Source organism: Tateyamaria sp. Alg231-49 (assembly GCF_900143535.1).
Classification (GTDB): domain Bacteria; phylum Pseudomonadota; class Alphaproteobacteria; order Rhodobacterales; family Rhodobacteraceae; genus Tateyamaria.
In genome coordinates this window covers 1-24,363 of the sequence record NZ_FRFA01000018.1, presented here as the reverse complement: position 1 = coordinate 24,363, position 24,363 = coordinate 1, and the positions used below count along the sequence as shown (strand labels likewise).

The following is a 24,363-nucleotide window of genomic DNA, read 5'->3' as shown; positions in this document are numbered from 1 at the left end:
CAGCACGCTTGACCCCATCGCCACCCAGCCTGCGCGCCCTTATCTTTCGCGTGGCACTTTTGATCGCCATTCTGCTGCTTGCCACGTGGGGGGCGCATATGGTGCGCGATGCACTCAGCATCGAAATCAGACCCGAAAACGAACAGCAGGTGCACCGCGGCATCATGTTTGGGACGGTTGCCTACGTGGTATTGCTGGCGCTACCGTTTGTACCGGGGGCAGAAATCGGGATGGCACTGCTCGCGGCATTCGGCCCAAGCATCGTGCCCCTGATCTACGTGGCGACGATCACTTCGATGATGCTCGCCTATGCAATCGGGCGGTTCCTGCCCATCGGCATGCTTGAAAGCACTCTAACCACACTCAGGATGCAGCGGGCCGCAGATCTGGTGGCCCGGGCCGCACCGCTGTCGCAAGAGGAACGGCTATCGATGCTGCTCGAGGGACAGCCCACACGCATTCTGCGCTTTGCCCTGCGCTATCGCTATATTGCCGTGGCGATGGCGGTGAATACACCGGGAAATTCCATCATAGGCGGGGGCGGCGGCATCATGATGATGGCGGGGCTAAGCGGTCTGTTTTCGCCTGTGGCGACCCTCCTGACGATCATGATCGCGGTGGCTCCGGTGCCATTGGCGGTGTTCTTCTTTGGGCTGCATATCTGAACCCAAACACCTCTGGCAGTTCAGCCGCCAAAAAACACATCGAACACAAACGCACCGTCAAACCTGAACGCCCGGACCGGGATCAAGCCAAAGGCAGCAATCCAAAAAGGAAAGGCGGCCCATCAAACTGGCCGCCTTTCATCCGGATTTCACGTCAAAAAATACCAGTTACTGGTTCGACCCTGACATCACCATTTCCATCACATTCTCAAGATTGAAGCTGCCGGGTGTCTGGCGTGGCGGATACTCCTTAAAACTCTGCAACCACTGCGCCACATAAGCAGACGCCGGAGCGATCACATACATGCGCTCGGCGGCCCAACGGACATAGCCCATGGCCTCCTCTTCCTTTGCCCGCTCAAATGGATCCATCCGCAAGTTTGTCAGCTCAGGAAAACGCAAAACCTTGAACGGCTCAGACCAGACGTCAAACCCATGCGCTTCCTGAATGAGAAAGTTCAGCTTCCAATCATTGTAGCGCAAGGCAGCAACCGACCCATCATCGGTCCAGTACAAGAACTCTTTGCGGGGCCATTCTTCTTCGCCGCGCAAAGCGGGACCAAGATCATAACCGTCCAGATGCACCTTGTACTCGGTGTCGCCAATGGCCAGCCCATCAAGCAGTTGCTCTTTGATATCCGTTTGACCCACGGCACCGGCAATGGTGGTGAACATATCGTTGTGTGCACCGATTTCATTGATGACGGTCCCGGGCTTGGTCACACCGGGCCAGCGGATCATGGTCGGCACACGAAAACCGCCTTCCCATTGGGTGTTCTTTTCACCGCGAAACATCGTCGTGCCGCCATCGGGCCAGGTAAAGGTCTCGGCCCCGTTGTCTGTGGAATACATCACGATGGTGTTGTCCGAGATGCCCAGCGCGTCCAGCTTGTCGAGCAATTGGCCCACATGGCCATCGTGTTCCACCATACCATCGGCATAGATGCCCTGCCCCGTGACGCCTTCACTTTCATCCTTAAGGTGCGTGAACACGTGCATACGGGTTGAATTCCACCACACAAAGAATGGTTTGTCCTGTTCTGTGGCAGTGTCCATAAACTCAAGGGCTGCAACGAGGGTCTCGTCATCGACGGTTTCCATCCGCTTGCGCGTCAATGGACCTGTGTCTTCGATTTCGCCATCAGATGAAGATCGGATCACACCGCGCGGGCCAAAGGCATCGCGGAAGCTGCGCCCGTCAGACAAAACCAGATCATTTGGATAATCCACGTTCTCCGGCTCTTCTTCGGCATTCAGATGATACAGATTGCCGAAAAACACATCAAACCCATGATTGGTCGGCAAATGTTCGTCCCTGTCGCCCAGATGGTTTTTCCCGAATTGACCGGTGGCATAACCTTGGGCACTCAGCATTGTGGCGATGGTCGGATCACGTTCGTCCATCCCCTCTGGTGCGCCGGGCAAACCCACCTTGGTCAGTCCCGACCGGATCGGAGACTGGCCCGTAATAAAAGCGGCACGACCGGCGGTGCAGCTTTGCTCGCCATACCAGTCGGTGAACATCACGCCTTCATCGGCCAGACGATCAATATTCGGTGTCCGATATCCCATTATGCCATTGTTGTAGGCGCTGACATTGAACTGGCCGATGTCATCGCCCCAGATCACCAGAATATTCGGTTGCTCTTGCGCATCCGCCTGCATGGTCAGCGCGACCAGCGCCAAACTCGATACGGCGACCCCGCGCAACTTTCTCATGTTTCCCATCAAATTCATTTGTTCTTCCCTGAAAGATAATCTGTCGTAGGATGGTAGGCGCAGCTTGTGTCGCGCGCTTACCATTTCCGGCCAGACGCCGCCCTTAACCTGTGCTTTGACGTTGCTGCTATTTTTTTATGTGAGTTTTCAAAATGACACGATTTGCATCTGTTCAAGCCTTTGTTGCGCAACCTTTTTTTGACGCGGCACCCTTGGCCCTGACCAAACTGGAAAGGCTGGCGGAACAGGCCGGGCTGGCTGGCGGCGTGGTATCGCACCCCTCTGGCGTCATGTCTTTGCGCGCGGCTGAATTGTTCATGGTGCGGCTGGATCAGTACATAAAACACCCGACATATTTCATCGACGCCTTGAATGGTGCGACAGGATCATCCGATGACTCGGTGGCCAACATAGCCCTGCCACGCACCCAAACAGGGGTCGAAGCGGTCGACGCCATCGCACAACAAATATCGTCCATCCTCTATGGCGCCGCGTTTTTGACCCAGCGGCAGGGCAATCGATTGTGGCTCTTGCGCACGGCGGGCACCACCGACTTTACCAATCATTGGCCGGTGCAGCAGTATAACATCGCCGTCGCCGTGCAATCGGTGCAAAAGGTTATCGGACGCGCCGTTTTGCCATGTGCGCTGCGTCTGTCTCACCATGTGCCCAAGGCGTTCATGCCCGAAGACTGGCGTGATCTTCCTGTGGATCTAAGCACCCGCACGATGGGCGTGGCCTTTCACCTCGACGATCTGATGCCCCACAAGGACAGCTACGTGATCAACGACCCGACCCAAGGCCCAAGCTCCAGCGTACAAGACACAGATGTCCCGGCGTTGCGGGCCTGTCTTGAAACCTATCTCGGCACCACAAACCCGGAATGTTTGTCTGACAAAATGGCCCGCGCCTTCGGGATGAGCACGCGATCGTATCGACGCCATCTGACCGGCCTCGGCCTCACCCACCGCCAGATGGTGTCAGACGCACGCCTGTCCAAGGCCCAAGAGTTGCTGGTTGACCCATCGATAACGATCACCGAAATCGCCTTCGAACTGGGCTATGTCCACTCCTCTGCCTTCACCCGCTTTTTCAAGGCGCGCACATGCAGAACCCCGCAGGAATTCCGGCTCAGTGTTTTGAATTAGGGCTGGGGTGACGGGGTTGATCGGCGCAGTGGATGTTATGTTGCGGTGTCAGTGGCCATAGGCAAATCGTGGCCACCCTTGAGCGGAAAGCCTGAACAATACGTTAATTCGCCTCTGTAACCCATTGAAAAGACTTGGCCAGAAAGATGTCCCAGCGTGGGACATCCCTTAGGCCTCTTCGTCCGCCTGCTGGCGCTGCCACAGCTGAGCATACCGCCCGTCCCGGCCCAAAAGCTCTTCATGGGTGCCGGTCTCGACCACCTTGCCGTCCTCCAGAACCACAATCCGATCCGCCTCCGCCACAGTGGAAAGCCGGTGGGCAATGGTCAGGACAGTCCGCCCCTCCCCAGCCGCATTGAGCGCGTCCTTGATGTCCTGCTCCGTCTCGGTATCGAGCGCGCTGGTCGCCTCGTCCAGCAACAGGATCGGTGGGTTCTTGAGCAAGGTGCGCGCGATACCGACCCGCTGTTTCTCCCCACCCGACAACTTGAGCCCCCGCTCGCCCACGGTGGTCTCATACCCATCCGGCAGGCGCGTGATAAAGTCGTGGATCTGCGCGGCCCTCGCCGCATCCTCAATCTCAGACTGGCTGGCCCCGTCCCGCCCATAGGCGATGTTGTAGCGGATCGTGTCGTTAAACAGCACCGTATCCTGCGGCACCACCCCGATCGCCGCATGCAGGCTGTCTTGGGTCACCTCACGCACATCCTGCCCATCGATGCGCAAAGCGCCCCCGCCCACATCGTAAAAGCGAAACAAGAGCCGCCCGATGGTCGACTTGCCCGATCCGGTAGAGCCGACGATGGCGACCTGTTGGCCCGGTTCAGCCACAAGGCTCACCCCTTTGAGGATCGCGCGATTGGGGTCATAGCCGAACGCGACATTATCCAGTTCAACCCGGCCGCCGGTAACATCCAGAACCTTCGCGTCCGGTGCATCCTTCACCTCGGCGGGTTGCTCGAGCAGGTCAAACATCTCGCCCATATCAACAAGCGCCTGCCGGATCTCGCGGTAGACAGTGCCGAGGAAGTTCAGGGGCATCGTGATCTGGATCATGTAGGCGTTGACCATCACAAAATCGCCCACGGTGAGCGAGCCGTTTTGCACCCCCACAGCCGCCATGATCATCACCCCGACAAGGCCACCAGTGATGATCACTGACTGGCCAAAGTTCAGAAAGGCGAGCGAATAGCTCGTTTTGAGCGCGGCAGCCTCGTATTTCTCCATAGCGCTGTCATAGCGGGTCGCCTCGCGTTTTTCGGCGCCGAAATACTTGACCGTTTCATAGTTCAGCAGGCTGTCGATGGCCTTTTGGTTGGCGTCGGTGTCCTGATCGTTCATGACCTTGCGCTGTTTCACGCGCCATTCGGTCACCGTGAAGGTAAACCAGACATAAAGGGCGATGGTGACCGCGACGACCAGCAGATACCACGCATCAAACAGGATCGTCAGCACAACCCCGATCATCAGCAATTCCAGCACCAGTGGACCGATCGAAAACAGCAAAAAGCGCAAAAGGAATTCGACACCTTTGACGCCCCGTTCGATGATGCGGCTCAGACCTCCGGTCTTGCGCGTGATGTGATAGCGCATAGAGAGCTGGTGGATGTGGTCAAACGTCTGCAACGCGAGCATACGCAGGGCGCGCTGCGCCACGCGGGCAAAGATCGCATCACGCAACTGCTGAAAACCGACTGTCATCAGGCGCGCCATGCCGTAAGCAATGGTCAGCCCCACCGCCCCGAGCGCCAGTGCCGACACCCCATCACCAGCCAACGCGTCTACCGCATCGCGGTAGATGATGGGCGTGTAGACGGACACGACCTTGGACAGAACCAACGCCAGCATGGCCCAGACAACCCGCTTTTTCACCCACGGCATGTCCGCGGGCCACAGGAATGGCGCCACCTTTCGTATCGTGCGCCAACCCGACGCGCGCTCGACCGCTTCGACCGGTTTGTCGGGTCCGGGTTGGTTCGCAGAGTCTGTCGTGGCAGTGGTGTCAGATGGCATAAGGCGTCCTTGTCAGTCAGACGCCTTTATCTAGTCCAGCCGTGGGGGATGTGCCAGTGCCCCGCTCAATTTGGCAGGGCAAAGACCTGACCGGGAAAGATCAGATCGGGGTCGCGGATGCGGTCTCGGTTGGCCTCGAACACCTCCACATAAAGCAAGCCCTCGCCGTAGCGATCCCGCGCGATGGCCCACAGGGTGTTTCCGGTCTGTACCGTAATTTTTGTGGCAGCCGCCGATGTGTCGTTTTGGGCCAGAACAGCTGGATCTTCACGCTGGAACGGAGTTTCGACCCTGCTGGTCACGTCCCCATCTGCGTCCAGTTCATCGACGCGCAACGTGTAGACGCCCGTGTCGATCTGGGGCAACGCGCCGCTCCAATCGCCATCTGCGTTCACGTCCAGGTCGGCAATCGGACGGTTATTGACGTACACGCGCACCACATCTGCCTCGGACTGTGCACGCCCGGCCAGTTGGACGTCGCCCGTGCTCGAATAGCTGATCGTGTCGAGTTCGATGTTGTCCAGCGCCTCTGGTGCTGACGTATTGAGCACTTCGACACCGTCGGGCGTAGATTTGAGAACGGTCACCGCAGGTCTGGTTTCGCTTGCGACGGACGGGGTCGGCTCGTCGGTTGCGTTTTCAGCAACATTGTTCTGATCAACCGAAGGCTTTTCAGCGGAGGCTTCCGGTTTAGCCGCGGAAACAACGATATCATCGGCCGCATCGCCATCAACCAAAGCTGGGGCCTTGGCGGTTTCTTCAGGTTTGGGTGCCGCCGGGATCTCTTGCCCAGAGGCCACAACCTCAGGCACAGGCGCTGGCGCCTCGGTTTGCGGCGTTGCCGGAGTTGGCACGGGCACTTCGGGCACAGAAGCGGCGGGTGCCTGCGCAATCTCTGGATCTGTCTGAACCGGTGTCTGTGGTTCTGCGCGAACCTCGGTCGAGGGGGCCTCAGGCACATTAGGCGGCGCGACAGCCGCAACTTTTGTGTCTTCGGTGTCTGAGGCATCATCGGTTTCTGCCTCGGCTACCTGAGGGACGTTCTCTTCTGTCACGACAGGGGTTTCTTCTTGTGCGATGGGTTCGGATCGCGCGAGTGGGGCCAGAATAACCTCATCCAGCGACGCTGTTTCGTCCGTCCCGACGCGTTGAACGACGGTCAGCACCTGCGCCTTTTGACTAGAGGGCAGCAGTGTAATCGCAGCGAAACTACCGCCAGGGTCTGTTGTCACGGACGCCTTGCTGTTTCCATCAAGCAACACGGACACTTCGCTTCCCGGTTCAGCACGCCCAGCGATGATGGTCAGCCCGTCCGGTTCCAGCCGCACTTCGTCAATGGATGGGGATGCGATCTGTGCGATTTCGGGTTCGGCGGCAGGCTCTGCTGGCGCTGGCGTAGCGTCGGGGGCGACAGCCGCCTCGACCACCGCTTCGGGCGTGTCACCTGCCGAATTCGAGTTCACCCACAGGGCTGCGCCAATCGCACCGACGGCTACAATAGCCGCCGCGCCGATCAGGATGCCATTTCCCCCGGCAGAACCCGCTTGATTCGACATTTTTCGCAATCCCCAGCGCCCGATACGGGTCGGTTTCGTTGCGCCTCCATATCAGGGCGGATTAGAACGGTCAAAACACAGCCGCATTACGCGCACGTTTTCAACACTGATATTAGGAACTGTTGCCATGGCCCCACTGTCTGTATGCGTTTTTTGTGGCTCGCGCCCCGGAAATGACCCGGAATATGCCGTCGAAGCCACTCGGCTTGGGTCTGGTATCGCTGCCCGCGGGTGGCGGCTGGTTTACGGCGCGGGCGATGTCGGGCTAATGGGCGCTGTCGCCCGCGCCGCTCAGGCGGGCGGTGGCGACACCTTTGGCGTGATCCCCAAACATCTGGTGGATTGGGAAGTCGGCAAAACGGATCTGACCAGTTACGTGGTGACCGAGACCATGCATGAGCGCAAAAAAGTGATGTTCATGAACTGCGACGCGGTCGTTGTGCTTCCCGGCGGCGCGGGGTCACTGGATGAGATGTTCGAAGTGCTCACATGGCGGCAATTAGGACTGCATGAAAAGCCGGTGGTTCTGGTGAACACGCATGGCTATTGGGATCCGCTGATCGCGCTGGTGGACCATGTGATTGAATCCGGGTTCGCCGACGCCGATTTACGCGATTACTTCACCGTGGCTCCGGATGCAGATGCGGCCTTTGCCATCTTGTCCTGAATACAAAACGAAAACAGCGCCTCAAACGAGGCGCTGTTTTTTTGAAATGCGTGATGAACTGCAGCCTTACAGGCGGCTCGCCACGTTTTCCCAATTCACCAGATTGTCGAGGAAGTTGGTGAGGTAAACGGGGCGCTTGTTGCGGAAGTCGATGTAGTAGGAGTGTTCCCACACATCACAACCCAACAGGGCCGTCTGACCAAAGCAAAGCGGGTTTACGCCATTCTCGGTCTTGGTCACCTTCAAACCACCATCGGCGTCCTTGACCAGCCAGCACCAGCCAGATCCAAACTGACCCGCGCCAGCAGCAGAGAACTGCGACTTGAATTCGTCGACAGAGCCAAAGCTCTCGGTGATTGCTTTTTCAAGTTCACCGGGCATTGCGCCGCTGTCAGGGCCCATCATTTCCCAGAATTGGTTGTGGTTCCACAACTGGCTGATGTTGTTGAAGATACCGTTTTGTGCGACGGCCGATGCGTCATAGGTGCCCACGATGATCTCTTCCATGGACTTGTCCGCCCATTCGGTGCCTTCAATCGCCTTGTTGCCGTTTGTGACATAGGCGTTGTGGTGCAGGTCGTGGTGGAATTCCAGCGTTTCGGCAGACATGCCTTTGGACGCCAGCGCATCGTGCGCATACGGAAGATCTGGAAGTTCAAAAGCCATCTGGGCCCCCTTTTTTGGTCATTCACGGTCTGACTGACAGATTGGTCCGTTTACCGCAAGGTCAAGGGATCAAGGGTCAGACAGATGACAGTTTTCCGCGCGAGGCGCGTTTTTCATAGCTACGAGAGCCATTGATCGTCGGGTTAAGCCCTATGACGCTGCGAAATACCCAACTTCACTGCCCGGTTGTGCAGCCGTTTTAAGCAGATCGAACATGTATTGCGCATTAGACCGGAAGCATATGACGTTGAATGCATCTTCTTCCTGCATCCAGAACGCAGCAGGCACTTGTGCCATCCGGGTGCGCCGGAACATGCCGGGTGTGAAGGTCGCTGGATGCAGATCAACCGGCGCAAGCTTTGCCATCACTTCGCGTGCGTTTGGCCCTTGAACAACGAACAGCGCACGCGCGTCCGAAACGTCCACCGCAAGGCTGTGCGTGTCGCCCAAATCCGCCTTTATCTTGGCGAGTGTCTTGTCGATTTCGGCGTAAGGGCACAGCACCAGCACCTCGTCAGGCGACATCCAGCAAACGCCCTTTTCGCCTGCGCACTGCGCCTTACCTTGAGCAGGCATCTCTTGGCCCGTTGCACCGGTCGCGGCCTTGATCACGGCCGCAGCCGTCAGGTCGCCCAGCAGCGTTATCATCCCTTGCTGGGGCGCTTCGCTGATATGTGCGATACCGCCCTCCCATGAGGCTCCGTTCAATGCGGTCACAGTCTTAGACATTCTGTTTCTCCCCTTCGGGGTCGTAGAACACGGGGCTGACGATGCGGGCGCTGTGCGTCTTGCCATCGGTGCCTGGGAATTCGAGCACCTCACCCATCCGGTCCGGTCCGTTCAGGATCAGGCCCATCGCGATCCCTTTGTCGAGGTTGGGTGAGTGGTAGGTCGACGTCACCCGCCCCTGCACATTGCGTTGGCCGTTGTCATTGGTGCCCTCGGCAACCGCATAGGCCCCGTCTGGCAGGACAGACCCGTCTGTCGTTTCCAGCCCCACAAGCTTCCAACGTGTTGGATCGGCCATGTGCGTGCGCAAATGGGCGCGCTTGCCCAGGTAGTCTTCTTTCTTCTTTGACAGGGCCCAGTGGAGTCCAAGATCCTGCGGGATCACGGTCCCGTCTGTCTCGTCCCCGATCATGATGAACCCTTTTTCAGCGCGCAGGATGTGCAGCGCCTCGGTCCCGTAGGGCATAACGTCATGCGCGGCACCGACAGCCATCAGCGCATCCCAGAATGCCTGCCCTTCAGAAGCTTTGACGGCAATCTCATAGCTGAGTTCGCCAGAGAACGAGATCCGGTAGACCCGCACGTCAAAGCCGCCGATGGAGCCATCCGCCCATTCCATAAACCCGAGCTCCTCTTGGGACACGTCCATGCCGCCGAGCGCTTCAAGCGCGGCGCGGGCCTTGGGCCCGACGACAGCGATCTGCGCGTATTGCTCGGTGACGTTGGCGACATAGACTTTCCAATCCCACCACTCGGTTTGCAGCCATTCTTCCATGTGCCCATGGATGTGCTCGGCCCCGCCCGTGGTCGTGTGGCACAAGAACGTGTCTTCATCGATGCGCGCGACCACGCCGTCATCAATGAGGAACCCATTTTCACCGCACATTAGGCCATATCGGCATTTGCCCGGTTTCAACGTGCTCATCATGTTGGTGTAGAGCATGTCTAGGAAGCGGCCCGCGTCCGGCCCTTTCACGATGATCTTGCCCAAGGTCGAGGCATCCAGCAGGCCCAGGTTTTCGCGCACGTTCTTGGTTTCGCGCATCACTGCATCGTGCAGATTTTCGCCCGGCTGGACATAGGCCAACGGACGACGCCACTGGCCGACAGGTTCCCAATCGGCACCGTTTGCCTCGTGCCAGTCGTACATGGCCGTGCGCCGAACGGGTTGAAAGACCTCGCCCCGCGCTTCCCCGCCAATCGCGCCCATAGAAATCGGCGTATAGGGCGGACGAAACGTTGTGGTGCCTGTTTGCGGGATCGGTTGATCCAGTGCATCAGATAGGATCGCAAGGCCGTTGATATTACTCAACTTCCCTTGATCCGTCGCCATGCCGAGCGTGGTATAGCGCTTGGCGTGTTCGACGCTTTCAAACCCTTCCTGCGCGGCCAGTTGCACGTCAGACACTTTGACGTCGTTCTGGTAGTCGAGCCACGCCTTGCCGCGCAGTGTCACACCCGCGCCCTGCGGCATCAGCCAGACGGGGGCCATCGGGGCCTCGTCGACGCTTTCGGCTTTTGGGGCCTTGCGTCTGGATTTGGCGTGACCTGTGGCCTTGGCCGCGGTGCCGCCGCTTGCATGGGCATCACTTAGGACCTCGGACAATCCGAAATGGCCGTTGGCCGCACCTGCCGCACTGACAAATCCACTGCCGTCTTGGCCCGTCGGTGCTTTATCCACATCGGGGCGGAACATGGCAAAATCATTGTCCCAAGAGAGCTTACCACCGCAATGGGACCACAGATGAACGACGGGCGACCAGCCGCCCGACATGGCAACCGTATCGCATTCTATTTCTTCAAGAATTGCGCCCTCGCCTGCTTGCGCACAGACGGCGACGCCAGTGACGCGCTTGCCCCCAAGAACCTTGGCAACGCCGTGCCCCATCAGAACGCGAATGCCCGCATCCTTGGCCGCGGTCATGAGTGGGCTGTCAGTCTCGGGCACGCGCGCATCAAGGATAACCGGAACGCTCAATCCTGCGTGTTTTATGGCCAAAGCGGTGCGGTAGGCATCATCATTGTTGGTCACCACCACAGTCCGATCACCCGGAGAAACCCCGTAATTCACCACGTAATCGCGCACCGCCGAGGCCAACATGACGCCCGGAATGTCATTACCTGCAAAACTCAGAGGGCGCTCCAACGCGCCTGTGGCGGTGATCACATGTCCTGCTCGGATACGCCAAAGTCGATGGCGCGGGCCTTGGGCCTTGGGCGCATGATCGCGCAACTGCTCATATCCCAGCACATAGCCGTGGTCATAAACCCCCGCCCCCATGGTACGCAGACGCATGGTGACATTTGGCATGTCAGAAAGCTCTGACACCAGTTTGTCCACCACTTTATCCACAGGAGTGCCATCTACGATGCCACCATCAACCGGGGCACGGCCGCCCCAATGGGCGGTCTGTTCGAACACCAGCACCTGGGCGCCGGAGGCTGCTGCGGATTTCGCAGCTGTCAGGCCTGCCATGCCCCCGCCAACGACCAGAACGTCGCAAAAGGCATAGAAGTGTTCATAGGTGTCCTCGTCCCGCACCTTGGGGGCTTTCCCCAGTCCGGCAGCCTGCCGGATGAAGGGTTCATAGACGTGTTTCCACAGGGGGCGCGGATGGATGAACATTTTGTAGTAGAAACCGGCAGGCATGAAGCGGGCCAATTTTGCATTGATCGCGCCCACGTCAAACTCAAGGCTGGGCCAGTGGTTTTGACTGGTCGCTTGCAACCCGTCAAACAGCTCTGTCGTGGTGGCGCGCTGGTTGGGCTCAAACGTGCCGCCAGACCCAAGGTTGACCAAAGCGTTAGGTTCTTCGACACCGCTGGCCACGATACCACGCGGGCGGTGGTATTTGAACGACCGCCCCACAAGCATCTGGTCATTGGCCAAAAGCGCGGAGGCAAGCGTATCCCCGGCATAGCCTTTAAGCGTATTGCCGTTGAACGAAAAGTTGATCGGTTGGCCTTGATCGACGAGGCGACCGCCACTGGCGAGACGTGTGCTCATGAAAATGCCCCCCACGACCAGCCGGGTCGTTTCTTACTGATTTTGTCACGCAACTCTTTTGGCGGTTCAGTTGTCTGCGCGGGATACGTGCCGAACACTTCCAGCGTCATGGTGCAGCGCGCCGCGTGGAACCACTTGCCGCAGCCATAGGCGTGCCGCCAACGTTCGAAATGCACGCCCTTGGGGTTTTCGCGCATGAACATATACCCTTCAAAGTCGGCATCGCTGGAGCCAGGCCCAAAGCGTTTGAGGTGCGCCTCACCTCCACCGTGGAATTCGGACTCTTCGCCCGTTTGGCCGCAGCAAGGGCATGTTAGGATCAGCATGAGGGCGCTCCGATCTGTTGGGGCGACGCGAAAAAGGCGGACGTCGCAAGACGCCCGCCAGTTGCGGTTCGATGTGATTGGGTAGGATTATTCGGTTGGCAATGGGACCGGTTCGATTTCGGGCGCAATGACCCCTTCAGCCGCAGGTGTGATCGCGCTTTCACCTGTGCTGCCGTCGCCCGCGAACGAGCTGGCAAACGCGATGAGGAGGATAAAGGCAACGATGAGTCCAAAGGCGATAAGCAGGCCGCGCCCACTGGTGCCGTCACTGCGGTGAAGGTTGGTATGTGAATGGTCTGACATGATGGTGACTCCTGTCTGTGAGCCTCCATCACAGCGGATTTGACGACAGGCGCAACAGACGGGTGCGCGGCCATGCGAAACGGGCCAAGGACGGCCGATTGCGCGCATCCGCGCTGGCTGCGTCCCGCCGGTTTGGTGAATTTACGTGACCCCATGCCGCGATTTGTGTCAGCGTCAGGCAAAGTTGACAGGAGAGTGCCATGAGCGAAGAGATGGGGGGCGTTCTGGTCTTTGGCGCAATTGTGATGTTCGTGGTGGAACAGCGCGGCGTGGCCGAGCGCAAGGTGGCGCGTGGTGGGCGCGAAATTGGCGTGAGCAACCTGATTGCCTTTGGGTCTGCCGCTGGTGAACGCAAGACGAGGATCGAGTAAAGCATGGAATGGCTTTGGTTCGTCGTTGTTGGTCTTTTGATCGTGGGCGTTCTTCTCGCCGTACGCGAGCGGCGCACGGGCCGCGGGCGCATCATTGACGAGCGCGGCACGCCCGGTCCGCAAACCGAGGCTGACCGCGAAGCCATGCGCGCTCAAGAGGCCGCCCATCATCACCGCAACACGCCCCATGACCATCAGTGAGCCACCCCTGCCGCGACACTCTCGTCGATGAACTTGCCCGCCCGGAACCGGTCCAGCGAAAACTCATCCGTCAAAGGCGAGCGGCCCTTGGCCATCAACTCTGCCATGGCCCAACCAGATCCCGGGATAGCCTTAAAGCCGCCCGTGCCCCAACCGCAGTTGATGAACACGCCCTCGACCGGTGTTTTGGACAGGATGGGTGAGCGATCCCCCGTCACATCCACGATCCCACCCCATTGGCGCAACATCTTGAGGCGCGAGATCATCGGGAATGTCTCGATCAGTGCGCGCACGGTTTCCTCGATGTGGTGAAACGATCCGCGCTGGGTGTAGTTGTTGTACCCGTCGGTGCCCCCGCCAATCACCATCTCGCCCTTGTCGGACTGGCTCATGTAGCCGTGGACCGTGTTGGCCATAACAACAACATCCATGCAGGGTTTGATGGGTTCGGAAACGAGGGCCTGCAGCGCGACAGATTCAATTGGCAGACGGAAGCCCGCCATGTTGGCCACATCACCCGAATGGCCCGCCACGACGATGCCCAGTTTGGCGCAGTCGATTGGGCCTTTGGACGTATCAACACCGACCACCTTGTCGCCTTCCCGGCGGATCGCTGTGACCTCACATTTCTGGATCACGTCCATACCCATATCAGAACACGCCCGCGCATAGCCCCACGCAACCGCGTCATGGCGCGCTGTCCCACCGCGCGCTTGCCACAGCGCACCCAAAACAGGATAGCGCGGACCATCGATATCGATGATCGGGCATAGTTCTTTGACGCGTTTGGGACCGATGAATTCAGTTGTCACCCCTTGCAGCGCGTTGGCGTGGGCCGTGCGCTGGTAACCCCGTACTTCGTGCTGGGTCTGGGCCAGCATCATAACACCGCGGGGGCTGAACATGACGTTATAATTCAAATCCTGGCTCATCGTCTCGTAGAGACTGCGGGACTTTTCATAAATCGCCGCCGAGGGGTCCTGCAGGTAGTTCGAGCGGATGATGGTTGTGTTCCGCCCAGTATTGCCGCCACCGAGCCATCCCTTTTCAAGGATTGCCACATTGGTGATCCCGAAATTCTTGCCAAGGTGATAGGCCGTAGCCAGACCGTGGCCCCCTGCCCCAATGATAATCACATCGTATTTTGATTTCGGTTCGGGTGCGCGCCACGCCCGTTCCCAACCGGAATGATACCGTGCGGCTTCGCGTGCGATGGCAAAGGCAGAATATCGTTTCATGAATGCGTACTCCACCGAAGGATTCGGATAGTTGATGTTTCGAAATTGTAATGGCCGCTGTCGGGAAGAAAAAGGCCAGCACGGGCGGCACTTTTTGTCATTTATGCGACACGAGACCGAGCATTCTTGCCGCATATCTGGGCACAAGACCTTTTGCGCGACCTCTTTGCCTCTTTTGCTCGGTGGGGGCAGCGTTTACATGTGGCTGAGTTGCACGGGGAGAGGGCCTGAATGCTGTTCTGGATTGTTGCGGGATGTCTGACGCTGGTGGTGGTGGCAACACTGCTGCGCGCGCAATTCCGTGGTGGCGAACAGGCGCGCCCAGCAGCGGCCTATGATCTGGATGTGTACCGCGATCAGCTGCGCGAAGTTGAACGGGATCTGGAACGTGGCGTACTGTCACCCGCAGACGGAGAACGCGCATCGACCGAAGTGTCACGGCGCATTCTTGCAGCCGACGCTGCCCTGAAGAACGCGACAAATGGAGCGTACAGCGGTCGCAGCGGTCCGCTTCTGGCGGTTGTTACGGCTGTTGTGCTGGTGGGGGGATCATTCGCGATCTACCTTGAACTGGGCGCGCCGGGCTACGGTGATCTGGCATTGGCGGATCGGATCGAAGCGGCGCAGATCAGGCGCGCCGAACGCCCCAGCCAAGAGACCGCCCAAGCCAGTGTACCAGAGAGCCCTGCATTGGATGCGGCCCCCGACTATGTTGCCCTTGTCGAGCGTTTGCGCCAAGCCGTTCAAGCACGCCCTGATGACCTGCAAGGCCTCGTCCTGCTCAGCCAGTCAGAAGCACGTCTTGGCAACTTTGCCGCGGCACATGACGCGAAAGCGCGCGTGATCAGACTGAAAGGCGAAGACGCCACGGCGCAGGACTTCTCCGAATATGCGGATTTGCTGATACTTGCGGCGGGAGGATATGTGTCGCCCGAGGCCGAACAGATGCTGGAACGCACACTTGCAATGGATCCGCGCGATGGGGCCGCACGCTATTACTTCGGTCTGATGATGTCCCAGACCGGTCGTCCGGACACGGCCCTGCGAATCTGGGATCAGTTGCTGCGCGAGGGGCCGGTGGATGCGCCATGGATCGCCCCAATTGACGCACAAATGCAGGACATCGCACTGCGCGCTGGCGTGGACTATTCCCGACCGACCATTGGAACCGGCCGTGGCCCGACCCAAGATCAGATCGACGCCGCATCCGACATGAGCCCGGCCGAACGCATGGAGATGATCCAAGGCATGGTGGCGGGCCTCAGTGACCGGTTGGCCACAGATGGCGGCCCTGTCGAGGACTGGACGCAGCTGATCTCGGCCCTTGGTGTTCTGGGCGATCTTGATCAGGCCCGCGCGGTCTTTGACAACGCGATGGAAGTCTTTGGTGATGATCTGACGGCAATCGACATGCTCAACCGGGCTGCAGATCGTGTCGGCCTGCAATGATCTTTGATGACGTTCACGAATTTGCCGCTGCACTGCCTGACATGCGTGCGCTGATGGGCTTGGATTTAGGCGACAAGACCATTGGGGTGGCGGTGTCTGATACCTTCTTGTCCATAGCGACCCCGCTTGAAACCGTCCGGCGGCGCAAATTCGGACTGGACGCGGCGCGGCTTCAGGAACTGATCGCTGGACGTAATGTGGGTGGCCTGGTGCTCGGACTACCACGCAACATGGACGGGTCCGAAGGCCCCCGCTGCCAGTCCACACGCGCCTTTGCCCGCAATCTGAGCCAGTTATGGGACGGGCCGATCACGTTCTGGGATGAACGCCTGAGCACCGTTGCGGCCGAAAAGGCACTGCTGGAGGCGGATACGACACGCAAACGTCGCGCAGAGGTTATCGATCATGTGGCGGCAGGCTATATCCTGCAGGGGCTGCTGGATCGGCTGGCAGCGATCAAGAGGCAAGCATGAGCAACGGCGATCAAACCGCGCGTTCGGCGCGCGACATCCCCATCTGGACGCGTGACGAGATCGAAAGCCCTTGCGTGCAGATCTGCGTCATCCATCCCGAGACGCGGTTATGTGCTGGATGCGCCCGTTCGATCGATGAAATTGGGGCGTGGAGCCGGATGAGCGCTGACGAGCGCCGCAGCATCATGGCCGAGTTGCCAAACAGGCAGGCCGCGCCAACGACCCGCCGCGGCGGGCGCAATGCACGGCTGAAACGGTAGGCTGAGGCCGACAAGGTCTGCAGTTATTTTCTGGCTCTGATAGCGGCGCAACATGCCAGGACATCGCGTCGATGTCCGGCCGGAATTCGCGCCAACGCTCGTTTATGCGATGGACGCGGAGTGGATGGTGGAGATGTTGCTGCCAAGTGCTGCTTCGAAGTCTGAGTCCGACATATCGCGCTGCAACCCTTCGGTCAGGGCGCGGCTAAAGCTGGCGATCATCTTGTGGTTCTTGGCCAGTCGCGCGCTGGCATCGGCTGTCGAATACCCACCGGACAACGCCACAACCCTCAGGACACGCGGGTGATCCGCCAATGCATCATAAAGCCCCGGCACATCTGGCAAAGTCAGTTTCAGCATCACATCCTGCCCCTCACCCAGCGTCTCGATCTGTGCCATCAACGCATCGGCCAACATGGCCTCGGCCTCACCTTTGGTGGTCGAATGGATGTTCACCTCGGGTTCGATGATCGGAACCATGCCTGCATTGATCACTTCGTGCGCGACGTCCATCTGGTTGGCCACAATGGCCTTGATTCCATCCGCATTGGCCGCGTTGATAACCGAGCGTTCCTTGGTACCGTACACACCCATTTCCTTGGCGGCTGCCAATGTCTCGGACAGTCCCGGAATGGGCTTGAGAAGTTGCACATCGTCCGCTTCGTCTTGCAGGCCCTTGTCGATTTTTAGGAAAGGGACAACGCCGCGGTTTTCCCACAGATAACTGGGCACAGGCTGACCCGAAACCGCCTCGTTCAGCGTCTTTTCAAAAAGGATCGCACCAATCACCTTGGCGCTGTTGAAATCAGATGCTGTCATGATCCGTGCCCGCATCTTCTGGATTTCGGCAAACATCGCCTCTTCGCCGTCATAAGCGCTGGCATCGACGCCATAGAGGGCGAGCGCTTTGGGCGTGGAGCCGCCCGACTGATCAAGCGCCGCAATAAAACCCGCCCCGTGTTCCATCTGGTCGCGCATCTTTGCAAAATCGGGCATCTGTCTCTCCGGGGTCTGGTACATGTCGCCATACTCCTAACTCATTAAAACGCTTGGGTTAATCCCACGTCGGTCATGTTAGCGCTGCCGTTTGCGCAAATTCAGCCATATCCCGTCCCGCGCGCGCACTGTGAGGTGGGCAACGGGCACAGGATCGCGGTTTGGCACTGTTTCAACTTCAAAATCGCGCAGCAGACGGGCGAGAATCAAAACACCTTCCACCATCGCAAAACCAGCGCCGGTGCACACCCGCGCGCCTGCCGAAAACGGGATATAGGCGTCGCGCTGACAGGACTTGCCGTTCTCAGTATGCCACCGAGCGGGATCGAAATCGTCCGGGCGCTCCCACAGCCGTTCGTGACGGTGCAGGTGCCAAGGGCTGATCACCAACTGGCTGCCGCGTGGGGCTGATCGGTCGCGGAATTGTTCGGTTTGTGTGGCCTGCCGCACCATCATCGGAACCGGAGGATAGAGGCGCAGAGTTTCGCGGAAAACATCGCGCGTGATGGGCAGCTTGGACATGACCGAAAAATCGCAGATTTCAAGTGCCTGCGCCTCAGCGGCCACCTTGTCTTGCCAGTCGGGATAAAGCGCCATCAGGTATAGGGCCCAAGCCAAAGCCGAGGCGCTGGTTTCGTGCCCGGCGAGGAAGAAGATGGCAACCTGATCCACCATTTCTTCGGGCGAGAACGTCTCGCCTGTGACCGGGTCGGCAGTGGTCATGATCTTGGTCGCCAGATCCTGCGGCGCTGTGCCCAAAGCTATTTCATCTGCGCGCTGCACCACCAACTGTGTGATCAGCGCCCGGATGCGGGCAGCACTTGCGCGGGTGTCGCCACGGAACAGGCGTGGCATCCAGCGTGGCAAGGGCACAAATGCCGCAAGGTTAAGGATCGGCTGACTGCGCTGATAGGTGCGGAATTCTTCAAACACCGCGGCCGCCAATTCATTTTCAATCGGGATCGAAAAGAGGGTACGAAAAATCACATCCGCCGCCGCATGGCTGGTTTGTGCTTCGATTTCACTTACGCCCTCTTGCAGCCGACCTGCCGCAGCTTCGGACGCATTCCAGATGGCAGGAAACGTCTCGCGCAGACGCCCACCTTCAAAGGCAGGGTCGATAATGCGGCGTTGGCGCTTCCAAACATCACCGTTTGTTAGAAACACGGAATTGCCAAGCAAGGGCCGCAACCCCTCGCCAATGCGGTCTGATTTCGGGAAGTCATCAGGCCGGTCCTTCAGCACCGTTTTGACCAGATCGGGTTGGTTCATCAGAAAACTGCGAAAAAACGGCGTGCGGAATTCGGCCATCCGTGCGCGATAAAGCCGTGCAGGTTGCGCAGACAGAATGTCGGCGCGAAACAGTTGCATATAACGCCACAGCGATACGTGGTCCGGGCGGCTGGGCGGTTTGGGTGGGCTCATGCGGCGATCGAGGTGTACTTGGACACGGGAACGTCGATGCGGGATTTAGACGGCGGGCGATCCGCATAGCGTGCACCCAGCGTCGTAGGGCCGGCGGTGATCTGGAAGTAGTCATAATCCAATGGACGATCAAAAGCGCACAAGTACTGGAAATGCAGCCGGAAAAAACGCCACCGCAGTTCTGCCCAACGTTCAGGGCTGAGGCTTTTGGTAAATTGCGCCGAAAAGACCAGCGGCCAGCGTTTTGGCTCTGGCGCCACGCCGGACACAGCGACAGGATCACATAGCGCAAAAGCGCATCCGTCCCCGGGGGCTGTCACGTCTACCCATGTCAGTTCGTCGCGCATCGAAAGATATTGCAAATCAGCCCGCAGGCGGTGTGCTTCGGGCAGAAACGACACCATTGGCACCACCTGTCCCAAGGACAGGAACGAAAGAACAGGACCGTGTTCGCGGACGCGCCCCGCTCGGATCAAATCGGCAAGGATCGATACCGCCAGATGCGCACCCGAGGAATGGCCGACCACCAAAACCTCGTCCACATCCTCACGCAGCGCTTGGGCGATCCCTGTCTGAAACTCTGACATCCGCACCTCCAGCGGGGCTGGATTGGCCCCACGCAATTGTGCGGAATAAGCGTAGTCGTGCATCAGGTAGTGGGCAAAGAACTTGCTATCCTTGGCCTTGAACCACCGCAGAACAACGTATCCCGCCGCCCCGCCCGCCACCATACAAAGCAACGTGCCAAGGGCGACAGTGATTGCAAAGAACGCCGACATCCCACCCTCTCCCAAGGGCGGCAAGAATGGGCTGACCACCGAGCGCATCACGACCTCAAAAAACGCGCGCGTCGCCGCCATCGCCCCCCACGCAGCGAGCACTGCAATGAACAGCTGAAGCAGCAACATACCAACCGGGTAGAGCGCGGCGATAACTGGCCCCTTGCGCAAACGCATCAAACGGCGCAACGCGCCGGACGCGATGTAGGTCCACGCCGTGCGCACCATTTGCCCATAGGTTGCTGGGATCGAGGTATCCATGCTGTCCCGCACGATATCTGACCAGATCAGCACGCTGACATCGGCCTGCACAGGTTGGCTGTCGATCTTGGCATCCACTTTCCAGCCATAGTGATGCTGGCTGTCCCCCGGCGACAACGCGATCTCATATCCCGAGATGGCGGCCTGCGAGCTGCCTTCCTTGCGATAAAGCTCGCGGTAACGGCGGGGATGAATGGGGTCATAGCCCGGAATGTAGAACACCCGGCGGCGTTTGACGGTTTGTGGATGCGACCTGCTCATATCTGCACCTGTTGCTGGCGCGCAGTCTAGCCGGATTATCGGGCCAAAGTAAGGCGTACACCTCCCTACGTGGCGTCTATGGCCAACCAATCCTTGGGGTCGCTGAATTCGGGGCGGAAAAAGGCGATCATGCGCCCTGCAGTAACGGGTCCGTCCCAAGGCGCGGTTCCGTGCAAGGCAAAGCGGTGAATGAGGAATGATTGCCCAGGTGTGGCCGCGATCGGGACAGGGTCGCAGGTGTCGAACACAGTGCGCCGCGCGGCGTGGTAGACGTCAGTCAGGTCGACCTCGCTGATCACGCCGGTCCCAATCGCTTTGGCAAGTGCAGCCTGCATGATCACGTGACTGCCCGGCCAAACGACCGTGGGTGCCAAGGATACCGCATTCAAAGGTAGCCCAAGGATATAGGCGTGAAATTCGCGCGCATAACGGCGTCTCTCAGGCCCTTCGGGCAACAGCCCATCTACATGCGCCGCCGCGCGGGTGATACGATATTGGTGATTTGCAGCACTCTGGTCCGGATCACGTTGCGGATAACCCGGAAAGATGATGGACAGTTGCCCATTGTGCATGGGAACGTCAGGGACGTGACCCTGCCACGGACCGGCCTGCACAACACCATCCACCTGCCCTTCTGTTCCGTTGGGCAGCGCATCGACGCCGACAAACCATGTTTCGCCATGACGCAGGTTTGCCGCGCGCATTTTCGGATCCTGGGCTATGCGTGTTGCGACGTTCTCTGCCGCGCGCGCCCATTTCGCGACGCGTGGATCTGCGTCAAAGACAACGTATCCATCCCGCCCAAGGTTCACCCCAAGATCGCCTTGCGCAACATGTTGAGCGCGACAAGCACCAGAAACACAGCGAACACCCGCTTGAGCGGCCCGGGATCCATCGCATGGGCCAGCTTCACACCCCAAGGGGCCGTAATCAGGGTCATCGCGATGATGACGGCAAAGGCAATCAGATTGACCGCTCCGACCGTGAAAGGTGGCACAGGGGCGGACATGGACACGAATAGGAACCCGATAACGGCAGGCACTGCGATCAACACCCCAAATCCAGCCGCCGTCGCTACAGCCCGGTGGATGGGCACCCCAAAAAGGCTCATCAGCGGCACACCAAAGCTGCCCCCGCCGATGCCCATAAGGACAGACAGAACCCCCATCACCGGTGACAGCGCTGCGCGCGTCACCCCGGTCGGCATCGCGGGGCCCAAGCGCCAGTCATTGCGTCCAAAGCTCATGTAAAGGCCAACGCTGAGTGCAAGCACACCAAAAATCGCCTGCAATGTGGCCGAGCGCAACTGCGCCACAACCAGCACGCCCAGCACCGCGCCGACTACAATGCCGGGCGCCCATGTGCGCAAGATGTCCCAATCCACGGCACCCTTCTTGTTATGACTGTGCACCGTGCGCAAAGAGGTCACGATGATTGTTGCCAGTGATGTGGCCAGACACATCTGCATCAGGCCTGGCCCATCATAACCAAGCGTCTGAAACGCATAAAAGAACGACGGCACCAGAACGATCCCCCCACCCACGCCCAGCAACCCGGCCAACACGCCCGCAAAGGCACCGATCACGGCCAACAACGCAAGCATCGACAGAACAAGGGACATATCAGGCATCAGGCGCACTCTTTTTGAAGGGTTCGCGCCTGCTACACGGCTTTGGCGGGCTCTTCCAGTGGGGTCACCCGCGCCAGCGCGGCCAGCACCAGTTCAGGGCCAGCACCGGGCTGCGTGGCCCCTTCGCTCAAGGTGCGCCGCCAGCCCCTTGCACCGGGGCGGCCCGCAAACAGGCCGAGCATGTGGCGCGTGATTTGGTGCAGGCGTCCACCCGCACTCAGGTGCGCCTCAATATATGGCAGCATCGCGTACACAGCACCTTCGGCACTGCTGTCTTCGCCTACGCCAAATACCCGACGATCGGCTTGGGCCAAAATGTCGGTCGGTTGGTGATAGGCCGCGCGTCCGATCATGACGCCGTCAAGGCCGGACTCGAGCAGATCAAGGGCCTGATCCAACGTCTCGACCCCACCATTGATCGAGATATGCAGATTGGGGAACAGCCCTTTCATTCGCATGACCAGATCGTAGTCCAGTGGCGGAATATCCCGGTTTTCTTTTGGGCTCAGACCTTGCAACCACGCTTTGCGCGCATGGATCGTGACCCGCTCGCAGCCCGCAGCCACAATGCGGGCCAGAAACTCGGGCAGCACGGTTTCGGGGTCCTGTTCATCTACGCCGATGCGGCATTTGACGGTGACGGGAACATCAACAGCAGTCCGCATGGCCGCCACACAGTCCGCCACCACACCCGCATCACGCATCAACACCGCCCCAAAGGTGCCAGACTGCACGCGATCCGAAGGACACCCGCAATTTAGGTTAATCTCATCATAGCCCGCCTGCGCGCCCAACCGCGCAGCGTGCGCCAGCTCAACCGGGTCGGAGCCCCCAAGCTGCAAGGCCACGGGATGCTCATCCTCGTGATGATCCAGCAGATGCATCGCCCCCCCTCGCACCAAGGCAGGTGCGGTAACCATCTCTGTGTAAAGAAGCCCGTGGCGGCTGAGTTGGCGATGCAGAAACCGACAATGCCGGTCCGTCCAATCCATCATGGGGGCAACGGAAAGTTTAGCGTGTTGATTTATTTGCATATTTCTTGCATCTTCAAACTGTTGCGGGGCAAAGTTTCTAAGTGAGAATACGCCCCAATATCCCCCGATTTGCCCGTTCTTGACGACTCAGCGCACACGATACGGCCACTATAAGCAAGCTTCCCTCCGGTGGATACCGGGTCCGGATCAGGCGCAAGGGCCGCTACGCCAGCGAGCACCTTCACCGTCGTGATCACGCCCAGCGCGCCATCAAAGCCTCTCAAGAAGGTCCAGCATCCCGGTGTGCGCGCTGACTTGGGAGTATTCAACCGCAGTCGTGGCAGTCTTTGCAGTGATTGCATGGCAGAGGCCCTCCCCGTCAACGCGCTTTGTTATGAGTCTTGGGCTGCCCCGAAAGCCCAATGACACACACAGACCAAAAGATGGAAACTCTGTCCAAGACAGAAGTCACAAACGCGAACGGCGCGACATCAGGCAGAATGAACCAATATTGCCCAATAAAGCACCAGCAAGAGAATGGAATGACCACTTAAATTGCGTTGGAGAGTTCAAGCTTGCTGTCGGATCATGCAGCGTCGAAACAGAATGCGCGGCACGCTGTCACGCCCTCTGGTGCTAATGGTGGATGAATTCTTTACGGGAAAAGACCATGGGTCACAAAAATTCGGCGGTCAGGATTGGCCTTCTCTACTCCAATACCGGCGTCACTTCAGTTGTTGAAACCCACCAACGCAATGCCGCTTTGCTTGCAATCGAAGAGATCAATCAAAGCGGCGGGCTGTTAGGACAGGAACTTCTTTTCTCTGGCGAGGACACCTGCTCCAACCCGGTTGCCTTTCGCGCCGAAGCAGAGCGCCTGATCCTGGAAGACAAGTGTCCGTCGTCAGGGTTTTTGGAACCAATGGCGGCTTGAACTAAGAGAGAGTTTGGCTCATCTGGTTGGTTGCATTATGCGGCGCGTTGTCCGTGATGCAAGCGCCGCGCTTCGAGTGTCTTTCGTTTGATCCTTTCTCTTTCCTGTAGAATGGCTTTGTCCCTGCCGAAGTAGACGTTGGCGGGCGTGACGTTGTTCAAGCTTTCATGGTAGCGTTGGTGATTGTAATGATCGACGAAGGTTTCGATCTGGGCTTCGAGATCACCCGGTAAGAAGTAGTTTTCTAGCAGGATGCGGTTCTTCAGGGTCTGATGCCACCTTTCGATCTTGCCTTGGGTTTGAGGATGATAT

25 protein-coding genes are annotated in these 24,363 nt (G+C 58.9%); 9 read left to right on the top strand and 16 right to left on the bottom strand.

Annotation, left to right across the window (positions count from 1 at the left end; translation table 11 throughout):
* Positions 1-8 precede the first annotated feature (8 nt).
* Positions 9-665, top strand: a complete 657-nt coding sequence (locus DHN60_RS18980; RefSeq protein ID WP_108838950.1) for a hypothetical protein — start codon at positions 9-11, stop codon at positions 663-665.
* Positions 666-833: 168 nt separating this feature from the next.
* Here DHN60_RS18980 and DHN60_RS18975 read toward each other — a convergent pair whose 3' ends face one another.
* Positions 834-2,384 carry an arylsulfatase gene (locus DHN60_RS18975; RefSeq protein ID WP_108838949.1) on the bottom strand — a complete coding sequence of 517 codons (1,551 nt, stop codon included), beginning with the start codon at positions 2,382-2,384 and terminating at the stop codon, positions 834-836.
* A 152-nt stretch (positions 2,385-2,536) separates the two neighbouring features.
* On the opposite strand from DHN60_RS18975, the gene DHN60_RS18970 reads away from it, so the two are divergent.
* The gene (locus DHN60_RS18970; RefSeq protein WP_108838893.1) at positions 2,537-3,532 is read left to right on the top strand and encodes an AraC family transcriptional regulator; all 996 of its coding nucleotides are present in this window, start codon (positions 2,537-2,539) and stop codon (positions 3,530-3,532) included.
* A 168-nt stretch (positions 3,533-3,700) separates the two neighbouring features.
* Here DHN60_RS18970 and DHN60_RS18965 read toward each other — a convergent pair whose 3' ends face one another.
* Together DHN60_RS18965 and DHN60_RS22400 are read right to left on the bottom strand one after the other, a co-directional pair.
* Entirely contained in the window at positions 3,701-5,545 is a 1,845-nt protein-coding gene (locus DHN60_RS18965) for an ABC transporter ATP-binding protein/permease (protein ID WP_108838892.1), read from the bottom strand.
* Between the two features lie 65 nt (positions 5,546-5,610).
* Positions 5,611-7,101: a LysM peptidoglycan-binding domain-containing protein gene (locus DHN60_RS22400; RefSeq protein ID WP_159089293.1), complete on the bottom strand. Its 1,491-nt coding sequence runs from the start codon at positions 7,099-7,101 to the stop codon at positions 5,611-5,613.
* A gap of 127 nt (positions 7,102-7,228) precedes the next feature.
* Between DHN60_RS22400 and DHN60_RS18955 the strand changes: the two genes are divergently transcribed.
* Positions 7,229-7,768 (top strand): TIGR00730 family Rossman fold protein, encoded by a 540-nt coding sequence (locus DHN60_RS18955; protein ID WP_108838891.1) that lies wholly within the window; start codon positions 7,229-7,231, stop codon positions 7,766-7,768.
* 66 nt (positions 7,769-7,834) lie between these two features.
* On the opposite strand, the gene DHN60_RS18950 is transcribed toward DHN60_RS18955, so the two are convergent.
* The 5 genes from DHN60_RS18950 to DHN60_RS18930 form a co-directional block, all read right to left on the bottom strand.
* Positions 7,835-8,434, bottom strand: a complete 600-nt coding sequence (locus DHN60_RS18950) for a superoxide dismutase (protein ID WP_108838890.1) — start codon at positions 8,432-8,434, stop codon at positions 7,835-7,837.
* A gap of 150 nt (positions 8,435-8,584) precedes the next feature.
* Positions 8,585-9,163, bottom strand: a complete 579-nt coding sequence (locus DHN60_RS18945; protein ID WP_108838889.1) for a sarcosine oxidase subunit gamma — start codon at positions 9,161-9,163, stop codon at positions 8,585-8,587.
* The gene (locus tag DHN60_RS18940) at positions 9,156-12,170 is read right to left on the bottom strand and encodes a sarcosine oxidase subunit alpha family protein (RefSeq protein WP_108838888.1); all 3,015 of its coding nucleotides are present in this window, start codon (positions 12,168-12,170) and stop codon (positions 9,156-9,158) included. Before DHN60_RS18940 ends, DHN60_RS18945 begins: the two co-directional genes overlap by 8 nt.
* Positions 12,167-12,496 (bottom strand): sarcosine oxidase subunit delta, encoded by a 330-nt coding sequence (locus DHN60_RS18935; protein WP_108838887.1) that lies wholly within the window; start codon positions 12,494-12,496, stop codon positions 12,167-12,169. The genes DHN60_RS18940 and DHN60_RS18935 overlap by 4 nt, the downstream gene beginning before the upstream one ends.
* 87 nt (positions 12,497-12,583) lie before the next feature.
* Positions 12,584-12,799 carry a hypothetical protein gene (locus tag DHN60_RS18930; protein ID WP_108838886.1) on the bottom strand — a complete coding sequence of 72 codons (216 nt, stop codon included), beginning with the start codon at positions 12,797-12,799 and terminating at the stop codon, positions 12,584-12,586.
* Between the two features lie 200 nt (positions 12,800-12,999).
* Between DHN60_RS18930 and DHN60_RS22535 the strand changes: the two genes are divergently transcribed.
* Together DHN60_RS22535 and DHN60_RS18925 are read left to right on the top strand one after the other, a co-directional pair.
* The gene (locus DHN60_RS22535; protein ID WP_199913701.1) at positions 13,000-13,170 is read left to right on the top strand and encodes a hypothetical protein; all 171 of its coding nucleotides are present in this window, start codon (positions 13,000-13,002) and stop codon (positions 13,168-13,170) included.
* A 3-nt stretch (positions 13,171-13,173) separates the two neighbouring features.
* Positions 13,174-13,371 carry a hypothetical protein gene (locus tag DHN60_RS18925; protein WP_108838885.1) on the top strand — a complete coding sequence of 66 codons (198 nt, stop codon included), beginning with the start codon at positions 13,174-13,176 and terminating at the stop codon, positions 13,369-13,371.
* Here DHN60_RS18925 and DHN60_RS18920 read toward each other — a convergent pair.
* On the bottom strand, positions 13,365-14,609 hold the full coding sequence (locus tag DHN60_RS18920; RefSeq protein WP_108838884.1) for a sarcosine oxidase subunit beta family protein: 1,245 nt from the start codon (positions 14,607-14,609) through the stop codon (positions 13,365-13,367). The genes DHN60_RS18925 and DHN60_RS18920 overlap by 7 nt on opposite strands.
* Positions 14,610-14,840: 231 nt before the next feature.
* Between DHN60_RS18920 and ccmI the strand changes: the two genes are divergently transcribed.
* The 3 genes from ccmI to DHN60_RS18905 are packed head-to-tail and all read left to right on the top strand — an operon-like array spanning position 14,841 to position 16,791.
* Entirely contained in the window at positions 14,841-16,058 is a 1,218-nt protein-coding gene (gene ccmI, locus DHN60_RS18915) for a c-type cytochrome biogenesis protein CcmI (RefSeq protein WP_108838883.1), read from the top strand.
* Positions 16,055-16,531 carry a Holliday junction resolvase RuvX gene (gene ruvX, locus DHN60_RS18910; protein ID WP_108838882.1) on the top strand — a complete coding sequence of 159 codons (477 nt, stop codon included), beginning with the start codon at positions 16,055-16,057 and terminating at the stop codon, positions 16,529-16,531. The genes ccmI and ruvX overlap by 4 nt, the downstream gene beginning before the upstream one ends.
* Positions 16,528-16,791 (top strand): DUF1289 domain-containing protein, encoded by a 264-nt coding sequence (locus tag DHN60_RS18905; RefSeq protein ID WP_108838881.1) that lies wholly within the window; start codon positions 16,528-16,530, stop codon positions 16,789-16,791. Before ruvX ends, DHN60_RS18905 begins: the two co-directional genes overlap by 4 nt.
* Before the next feature lie 102 nt (positions 16,792-16,893).
* Here DHN60_RS18905 and DHN60_RS18900 read toward each other — a convergent pair whose 3' ends face one another.
* The 6 genes from DHN60_RS18900 to dusA all read right to left on the bottom strand — a co-directional run bounded on the left by DHN60_RS18900 (position 16,894) and on the right by dusA (position 23,177).
* The gene (locus DHN60_RS18900) at positions 16,894-17,787 is read right to left on the bottom strand and encodes a fructose bisphosphate aldolase (protein WP_108838880.1); all 894 of its coding nucleotides are present in this window, start codon (positions 17,785-17,787) and stop codon (positions 16,894-16,896) included.
* 78 nt (positions 17,788-17,865) lie between these two features.
* Entirely contained in the window at positions 17,866-19,212 is a 1,347-nt protein-coding gene (locus tag DHN60_RS18895) for a cytochrome P450 (protein ID WP_108838879.1), read from the bottom strand.
* Positions 19,209-20,513, bottom strand: coding sequence for a hypothetical protein (locus DHN60_RS18890; protein ID WP_108838878.1), 1,305 nt, complete (start codon positions 20,511-20,513; stop codon positions 19,209-19,211). Before DHN60_RS18890 ends, DHN60_RS18895 begins: the two co-directional genes overlap by 4 nt.
* 65 nt (positions 20,514-20,578) lie before the next feature.
* Positions 20,579-21,325, bottom strand: a complete 747-nt coding sequence (locus DHN60_RS18885; RefSeq protein ID WP_108838877.1) for a hypothetical protein — start codon at positions 21,323-21,325, stop codon at positions 20,579-20,581.
* Positions 21,322-22,143, bottom strand: coding sequence for a sulfite exporter TauE/SafE family protein (locus DHN60_RS18880; protein WP_108838876.1), 822 nt, complete (start codon positions 22,141-22,143; stop codon positions 21,322-21,324). Before DHN60_RS18880 ends, DHN60_RS18885 begins: the two co-directional genes overlap by 4 nt.
* Positions 22,144-22,175: 32 nt before the next feature.
* A complete protein-coding gene (dusA, locus tag DHN60_RS18875) occupies positions 22,176-23,177 on the bottom strand; it encodes a tRNA dihydrouridine(20/20a) synthase DusA (protein ID WP_108838875.1) in 1,002 nt (333 codons plus the stop codon).
* 610 nt (positions 23,178-23,787) lie between these two features.
* Between dusA and DHN60_RS18870 the strand changes: the two genes are divergently transcribed.
* A complete protein-coding gene (locus DHN60_RS18870; protein WP_234423714.1) occupies positions 23,788-24,051 on the top strand; it encodes a transporter substrate-binding protein in 264 nt (87 codons plus the stop codon).
* 35 nt (positions 24,052-24,086) lie between these two features.
* On the opposite strand, the gene DHN60_RS18865 is transcribed toward DHN60_RS18870, so the two are convergent.
* Positions 24,087-24,363, bottom strand: a 277-nt coding sequence (locus DHN60_RS18865; RefSeq protein ID WP_159089292.1) for an integrase core domain-containing protein, incomplete at its 5' end; no start/stop codon positions are given.